At 38.6% G+C, this 8,168-nt stretch carries 5 protein-coding genes; 3 read left to right on the forward strand and 2 right to left on the reverse strand.

Going from position 1 to position 8,168, the window contains the following annotated elements; translation table 11 throughout:
• The first annotated feature begins 12 nt into the window (after positions 1 to 12).
• The 3 genes from R2S08_RS27485 to R2S08_RS27495 all read left to right on the forward strand — a co-directional run bounded on the left by R2S08_RS27485 (position 13) and on the right by R2S08_RS27495 (position 5,262).
• Positions 13 to 2,259 (forward strand): DUF5703 domain-containing protein, encoded by a 2,247-nt coding sequence (locus tag R2S08_RS27485; protein WP_316838107.1) that lies wholly within the window; start codon positions 13 to 15, stop codon positions 2,257 to 2,259.
• A 336-nt stretch (positions 2,260 to 2,595) separates the two neighbouring features.
• Entirely contained in the window at positions 2,596 to 3,186 is a 591-nt protein-coding gene (locus R2S08_RS27490; RefSeq protein ID WP_316838108.1) for an RNA polymerase sigma factor, read from the forward strand.
• Positions 3,187 to 3,192: 6 nt separating this feature from the next.
• Positions 3,193 to 5,262, forward strand: coding sequence for a right-handed parallel beta-helix repeat-containing protein (locus R2S08_RS27495; protein WP_316838109.1), 2,070 nt, complete (start codon positions 3,193 to 3,195; stop codon positions 5,260 to 5,262).
• 6 nt (positions 5,263 to 5,268) lie between these two features.
• Here the strand turns inward: R2S08_RS27495 and R2S08_RS27500 are convergent, their stop codons facing one another.
• Both R2S08_RS27500 and R2S08_RS27505 read right to left on the reverse strand, forming a co-directional pair.
• Positions 5,269 to 6,813: a PAS domain-containing protein gene (locus R2S08_RS27500; RefSeq protein ID WP_316838110.1), complete on the reverse strand. Its 1,545-nt coding sequence runs from the start codon at positions 6,811 to 6,813 to the stop codon at positions 5,269 to 5,271.
• 185 nt (positions 6,814 to 6,998) lie between these two features.
• Positions 6,999 to 7,904 (reverse strand): hypothetical protein, encoded by a 906-nt coding sequence (locus tag R2S08_RS27505; protein ID WP_316838111.1) that lies wholly within the window; start codon positions 7,902 to 7,904, stop codon positions 6,999 to 7,001.
• Positions 7,905 to 8,168: the final 264 nt, after the last annotated feature.

Consider the following 8,168-nt stretch of genomic DNA (forward strand, 5'->3'; position numbering starts at 1 on the left):
ATTCAAGAAAACGTGAGAATTACTCTTTTAAATTCGCTTTTATATGCACTCTTTTTAAGTCTGGCCTCTCCTTGTGTAGAGGCACAGACCAAAAATCAGAGCTGGACTTCCGAATTAGCATCCTATAATTACAGTTGGACAACACCAGGCAAGAACTCCAGTGAATCCATGCCTCTTGCCGGAGGAGTGCTTGGGCTGAATGTTTGGGTAGAAAATAACGATCTGCTGTTTCTTATGGGTAGTCCAAATTGTATGGATGAGAATGGTATGCAGGTAAAATTAGGCCTGGTACGTTTACATTTTTCTCCAACGGTTTTTGAAAAGGAATTTCGGCAGGAACTTAATTTATTAAGAAGCGAAATGGTTATCTCAGGTAAATGTACCTCTGGAGCGCCTGTTAAGTTAAAACTCTGGTGTGCGGTTGATAAGCCAGTAATTCATGTTGAAATGGAATCGGGTAAGCCTGTCGAAGTGACTGCATCTTACGAGACATGGTCAAAATACGATTCTAAATTTGTTCAGGAAAGATTACAATGGGTTCATCGCCTGGCAGATGCAAATGCCAGACGACTGAGCGATATTAAAACACAGGGGATGGAACAATTCACTAAAGATGTTCCTGATCCGCTCTCAAAATTGACAATGGGGGGAATTATGGTGGGATCAGACATGGAACCCGCAGGTACAGAGGTAGGCAAGTTTAACAACTTGCCTACCAAAACCTCCAGCCTTAAAACACGTAAACCTCTAAAAAAACTTGACCTTTGTATTACTCTACGTATGGAGCAGGATTCAACGTTGAATGCTTGGGAGCATCAATTAAGCAAGGCTGCTGTAATTTCAGCTAAACAAAGCAAGAACGATCGTAAAAGAGCATTGATCTGGTGGCAAGATTTCTGGAACCGCAGTTATATTTCCATAAACCCAAATGCAGCACCAACAGATTCTGCCTGGCAGGTTGGCCGAAATTATCAGCTTTTCCGGTATCAGCTGGCTGCTAATCGCGATGGCCGCGCTATGACACTCTTCAATGGAGGGGTATTTACTTGTACGGGAAACCCGGATCAACGCATGTGGGATGGTTGCCAATTCATGGGACAAAACCAGAGATTGGTTTACTGGCCTCTGCTTAAATCGGGCGATTTTGATTTGCTGAAAGTAGGGCTTGATTTCTATAAAGATCGCACTGAAATCAATAGGCTTCATACCAGGAAATTCTGGGGTATAGATGGTGTAGCTTACCCCGAACCTTATAGTATTTTTGGACTGGATGCTATTGGTACAGATAAAGATGGGAGAAATTCGACAGAACATTTAAAATACCACTATACTTCAGGTATGGAATTTGCCTTGATGATGCTTGAAACAGGTCGTTTTACAGGACAAGATATAAAAGCCTATCTACCTGCTGTAGAAGGTATAATCAATTACTATGACCGGTTTTATCAAAAAGAACAAATCAAGAAATCGGGCAAACCCTTAGATGAAAATGGGCAATTGGTGATCTATCCAAGTGATGCTTGCGAGCCTTTCCACGGTTGCACAAATAATACCGATGTAATAGCTGGTCTTTGGGCGCTAAGTAAAGGCTTACTGGAATTGCCTTCTAAATACCTAACACCTCAAAAACGTTTATTTTATGAAAATTTTCAAAAGCGGATTCCGCCAATTACCATATCTGAAGTTGATGGCCACCAGGTAGTTGCTCCTGCCAAAAGTTATGAATGGGTATTTTACAACGGCAACATGGATTTCCCAAATATGTATGTATGTTTTCCCTTTAATTACTACTTTTTGGGAAGAGGTGACAACGGCATCCAACTTGCCAAAAACACCTGGGATTTTGGTGCCATTCGCCCTAAGGTTCAAAAGCAGTCACAGTGTTGGTATCAAAGTGCCATTAATCTTGCACGCATGGGACGCACTGGAGAAGCCCAAAAGTATATCATGCAAAAGTTCCTCCATCCAAGTCTCCGGTTTCCGGCCTTCTGGACTAATCCGGGGTTCTGCCATGCGCCAGACACAGATCATGGTGGTAGTGGTATGATCGGCTTGCAGGAAATGTTAATGCAGTGCGATGGCAAACGCATTCTCATTGGTGCGGCATGGCCAGCCAAATGGGACTGTAATTTCAAACTAAATGCACCATACCAAACCACAGTAGAAGGAGTGGTCAAAAATGGTAAAGTTACAATTAACAAAGTGGTGCCAGCTTCCCGTCGTGCAGACCTTGAAGTCCTCCCTTTAAAATTGAATTAGGCTTTAGTTTATACCCTTTGGAAAAGTAACCGCAGCTGAGACAAGTATGGGATTATCAGGACAGAAATCCCTACCTGTTCAATTGGGAGATTCCGATAAAACAAAGGCATAAAAAAGAATAGAGTATTAAGTTAAAAAGATGGATTAAACGATTGGTTTTTATAGATTACACTGATGAATGGCAATCGAATAATCCATTAAAATAAAGGATTAATCCATTTACAAAGCAAGCAAGGGCTATTACCTTAGAGAAGCACTAACCAAATAATATGGAGAGGTTTATACCTCCATACCCACATCGAGAAGAACACATTTTTATACAAAAACTTTAAATAAGTGGTTAAATACGATGAACTTTCTGATCAAGAACTTGCTATTCTTCTTCAGCAAGGAGATGAACGAGCTTTAAGAGCTTTATATGATCGTCATATAAAGCAATTACATTACTTTATTTTACGCGGCGCTAAATCTCATGCCTTAACACAAGATATAGTCCATGAGGCATTTATAAAAATATGGGAAAACCGACTAGTATTAAATCCTAATCAGTGTACCAAGGCCTATCTCTATACTATTGCCAAACGGCATATGCTTAACCTTTTAAAACGTGCACAACATGAATCAGCAATTTTAGAGGAAATTAAAAGAAACACAATCCCTATTGGGAGTTGCACTGACATGGAAATGGACTTTAAAGAGAGTAGCGCCATCTTTAATGAAGCAATTAATCATTTGCCAACTCAAATGCAAAAGGTCTTTTTAAGCTGTAAAATTCATGGCTTAAGCTATAAACAAACGGCCGATAATCTTGGAATCACCGAGGGCACTGTAAATAATCAAATGGTAAAGGCACTTAAATCACTTAAACAATTTCTTACGGCCAAAAATGTAATCAACCTGATACTATTATATTCACTCCGGAAATAAATAAAAATGAAACTATTTTTCAGCCTTATTCTATCCATCATTCTGATCAATGTACACGCAGCAGATGTAACTATTTATGTATCGCCCGATGGGAATGGTAGCGGAAGCCGTCATACTCCAACAAGTTTACAAAAAGCAGTGGCAATGCTTCCAGACTTAAAGAAAACTCATCCGAAGGGAAAAATTACCATTATCCTACAAGATGGCGAATATGAACTAAGTCAACCCATTTACATCACCCCTGAAAATAGTGGAACAAAAGATTTGGAAATAATTTTCAAAGCTACCAAAAATGCCAATCCTATAATTAGTGGAGGAAAAAAAGTAACAATGACAGGCAATAAGCTCCTAAAAGCTATTGTTCCAAATATGACTATAAATCAGCCTTATGATTTGTATGTCAATGGCAATAGGGCTATCAGAGCGAGAACCCCGAATATTGATCATTACTTCAACACAGGTAAGATAGTAACCAAAGTAGATTCCCAGCAAAAGTCAAAGGTTATACAGCAATATGAAATCCCAACAACATTGTTTAATGAATTGGCAGCACTCTCTAAAAGGGATTTACAGAAAGTATGGTCTAATATTTATTTTAAATGGGACAATTCAATACATACGATAGATTCTTTAAACCCAGAAAAGAACTCCTTTTTTTCCACAACAGCAAGGTCAATAGTTCAGAATCCAAGTACATTTTATGTTGAAAATTACCTTAAGGCATTAGATTCCCCAAACGAATGGTACCTGGATCGGGACACCATAAAATACATTCCAGTCCAGGAAAATGGAAGTTTGGAAGGAGTTGTCCCTGTTCTGGAAAAGTTACTGGTCATTAAGGGCGATTCAACCTTATCAGTTCGTAATATTGCATTTGACGGCATTGCGTTCAAATATTGCAATGTTAAGTTCAAGGGATATGATTTTTCTCAGGCAGCTCAAATCATAGACGCAGCTATTGTGATTGACAATGCAGATGGGATTGTTTTTACGAATTGCGAAGTGGCTCATACCGGACAATATGGAATCTGGTTAAGGGAGGGCGTAAAAAACGTTAAAATTGAAAGTTGCTACCTTCACGACCTTGGCGCTGGCGGAATAAAGATTGGAGAAACCCTTATCCGTAAAAATAAAGCGCAGTGGACTTTTGGAAATAAAGTTGAAAATTGCATTATTCATACCGGTGGATTGAATTTTCCTTCTGGCGAAGGTGTATTTATAGCACATTCAGCCAATAATACTATAGCACATAACGATATTGGCGATTTTCGATATACAGGTATCTCTGTAGGATGGATTTGGGGATACGCTTTTAGCCCCTCCATCAATAACAAAATTTTGTACAATCATATTCATCATATTGGTTGGGGAGTTTTAAGTGATATGGCAGCTATTTATACCTTAGGTATTTCTGATGGCACTGAAGTGAGCAACAACATCATACATGATGTCTATTCTTATGACTATGGTGGCTGGGGAATATATACAGATGAAGGATCCAGTAATATCAAGATTGAGAATAATTTGGTATACAAGACCAAAACAGGAGGATTTCATCAGCATTACGGGAAGAACAATCTGATTAAAAACAATATTTTCGCTTTAAATATGAAATTTCAGGCACAATTTTCTCTCATTGAGGCACATCATAGTTTCGATTTTAAGAACAATATTATTATTTCAGACAGAGGAGCTTTATTACAGGGGGCATGGATGCATGGAAATGTGAATTTGGATAGTAATTGTTATTGGAATATGAATAATGAGAAATGTATTTTGATGCTATCAACCAAGAACTATGGAGGCAAACCAATAGATACATTAAATTTCGTTCAGTGGCAGCAAAAAAGCGGCAGGGATGCCCATAGTATACTTCAAGACCCCGGTTTAATTGACCCTAAAAACGGTGATTTTAGATTTAAGGAGAAATCCGTGCTTCGGAAAATAGGTTTTAAACCTTTCAAGCTAAGTGAACCTGGTGTGTTTGGAAGTAGAAAATGGAGAGAAAAAGCCGAATTGCCAAAAGAAGTAATTGAGGCCTTTGATGCTTCTGTAGCAAAGAACATGTTACCTTAATGTAATTCAATCCTTACTTTTATCAATAATATCTTTAATAACCTTATCCAATTCATTCGCAGAATTTTCAAGGTAAGAGATGATTTGCCTTTCATCCACAACATCTTTATCCGTATTGCCGAGCAATTTAACCAATCCTAATATGCGGGCTAAGGGTGCCCTCAGCAAATGAGTTTGCGACCATGCAATATCCCTGGCCTTATGATGATGGTGTTCAATGACACGGATATAATTGACACGTTCCGAAATATCTAAACACGCACCGATCATTTTAACCGGCACCCCATTTTCACATTTCAACCTGCCCCATGATTTCAAAAATCTGACCTCGCCATTAGGCCTGATGATCCGCTCTTCAAACGCAATACTGCAGCGCTCTTTGAGAACAGTTTGAATATTATCGTATACGATATCTTTATCTTCCGGATGAAGCAAATCTAGATAAGCTTCAAAAGTAGCTTTAAAAGAAGTCTTCTCCAGCCCATAAATTTTAAACAGAGAATCAGACCAGGTAACCGTATTACTTGAAATATCCCAGCACCAGGTACCAAAGCCCGCCAACTCCTGTCCCTGAGCCATTAGTATAGCCGCATCACTTAAATCCTCCTCACGCTGCCTGCTTTCCAAAATAATATTCAGAATAGAACTTGCCCGCTCTATAACCATTAACTCGTCGTTATTAGGTTCCCTAGTCTCGCTATAATAGATAGCAAAAGTAGCAATAACCTCATCAGATGAATTGAGAATGGGATGTGACCAACAAGCCAGTAAGTTCGAAGCCAGTGCATAGTTCTTATAACCTTCCCATCTTAAATCACTTCGAATATCACTAACTATAATCCTTTGTTTAAGAAATGCAGCAGTACCACAAGATCCGACCTTATCACCAATCTCAATCCCGTCTATCTGCGTCAGATAAGCCTCGGGCAGAGAAGATGAAATCCAGTTGTAGATATGCTGGTTTTTCACCTTCATAATGGAGCAATGCATATCAGGAAAAAGCCGTTCAATTCCTTCCACATAATTAGACAATACCTCATCAATTAAAACACCTGCTGTTGAATTTAAGGCCAACACTTTCCTCTCTAAAAACTCCTGACCTATCAAAATTCCAGGTACCGAGCTATAATCAGCACTTGCAGAATGGTATTTCCGGGCAAGTGTAGGGATCTCTTCAATACCCTTAACAAGAATTTCTTCTGAATTTTGTACAATGTATTCTACTTCCTCATGATCATCAAGTAAAGGATATGTATCTATTTTATAAACCCTATCATCTTTAGGTATGGTAAATTGATGCGGTCCTTTAAAATTCAACACATATCCAAGTGCTTCCCTTACCGCTTTAGCACTAATCACACTATCACCAGAACCTATTGGAATTTTTTCAAAAAAATCTCCGCCCAAAAGTTCCGCCGGTACTACATTCATTGCCTTCGCAAAAGCAGGGTTAACGTGAACTATAATGAATTTTGGAGCTTCATATTTTAATATAATGCCAGGATTAGGTTGTATGTTAAAAAAACAGGCGATTTGATCTAGACTCGGCATAACTGAACTTTTAAGAAAACAATTTACCAATTATACCGCAGTCTCTAGTAGGAGAATAAAAATATTTCTTTATTTCACAATCAATGATCAGATATACACCCTCCAGGTCTAATCTAAATCAGTAGACTACCCACGGATTTAGATTCACCGGGTTTAAGGCCCGGTGTAGGTATCTGGATGCTTATTTATGATTTACTTTTCTGTGAAGCACTTGCTTTGGCTTTTATACCTTTAACCATTTCAATCTGTTCGTCAATAGATTTGGTTGGGCGGTCATTTTTAATGTCATTTTCCCTGATTTGATTTCCTACTGCAAGCGCTTTATCCACTTGATAGTTTCTCCAAAGAATATAAAAATAAAAATCCAGGTAGCTCGGGTCTGGATTCCGCTTTAACAAATTCTCCATCCACACAATACCCGCAGCACCTTCATTAGGCCGACCGGTATAATTACCTAAAAGTGAAGTCAATCCAAGTGTATAAGCATCGTTATTTCGACCATATTTAGCCAGGAATTCTGTTCCACGCTCCATGTAAGCTTTAATATCATTTTTAGCTGTATACGCGAAATACACGTTACAATACATTTCATACTCATCCGTATAAGGATATTTCTTCAATTTGAATTTCTTCATTGCGGCATCAAATTCCTTCCGAGCGCCATAAATACTTAAAGACTCAAGATAAGTCAGGTATATTTTTGAAATAAAACTATCGATCTCTTGCTTCCCTACAGATTTGTAATATTTGCTACGACTTGCCTCCACATAATCTAACAATGGGGAAAAAGGCGCAGCACCTACTATTTTAATCAGCTCAAAAGTACTTTTGCTCGTTTTATCTTTATCATTTTCTTTGTTGAAGAAACTTAAAAAATCAGCGCTGGCTTGATCGTTAAGATAGGCTTCTTTCAGAGTCTTAAAATACTTGACCACAAAGTCGTGATCTCTTTTCCCAGTATTCCATTCTTTAATGACAGAAAGCAAGTTCTTATCAGGATTCAAAGCCAGCTTACCTGCCTCAATCAATCCATTAGCCTCTGGTCCACCAACAAGAACATGCACCATTTCCCCATCTCCATTTAAAAACATTAAGGTTGGATAAGCAATGATATGATATTTTTTACCTAGCTCTACACCAACACCTTTGTCATCACATTGAAGTGTACCAAGTCTTATATGTATTTCACTTGGTGGTTCTTATGTCTCGCGTTTCTTCTATAATATTGTAAGATACCGCCAGGTTCCTAGGCATAACGATTTTACTCGTGGATGTGGAGCGATTGACGTGACGAAAACTCTCCACCCAGCCCGGATCACCACCCAAGAAAACCTATTTTTTCCCCCAACCCCTAA

This window comes from Pedobacter nutrimenti (assembly GCF_032678445.1).
Taxonomy (GTDB): domain Bacteria; phylum Bacteroidota; class Bacteroidia; order Sphingobacteriales; family Sphingobacteriaceae; genus Pedobacter; species Pedobacter nutrimenti_A.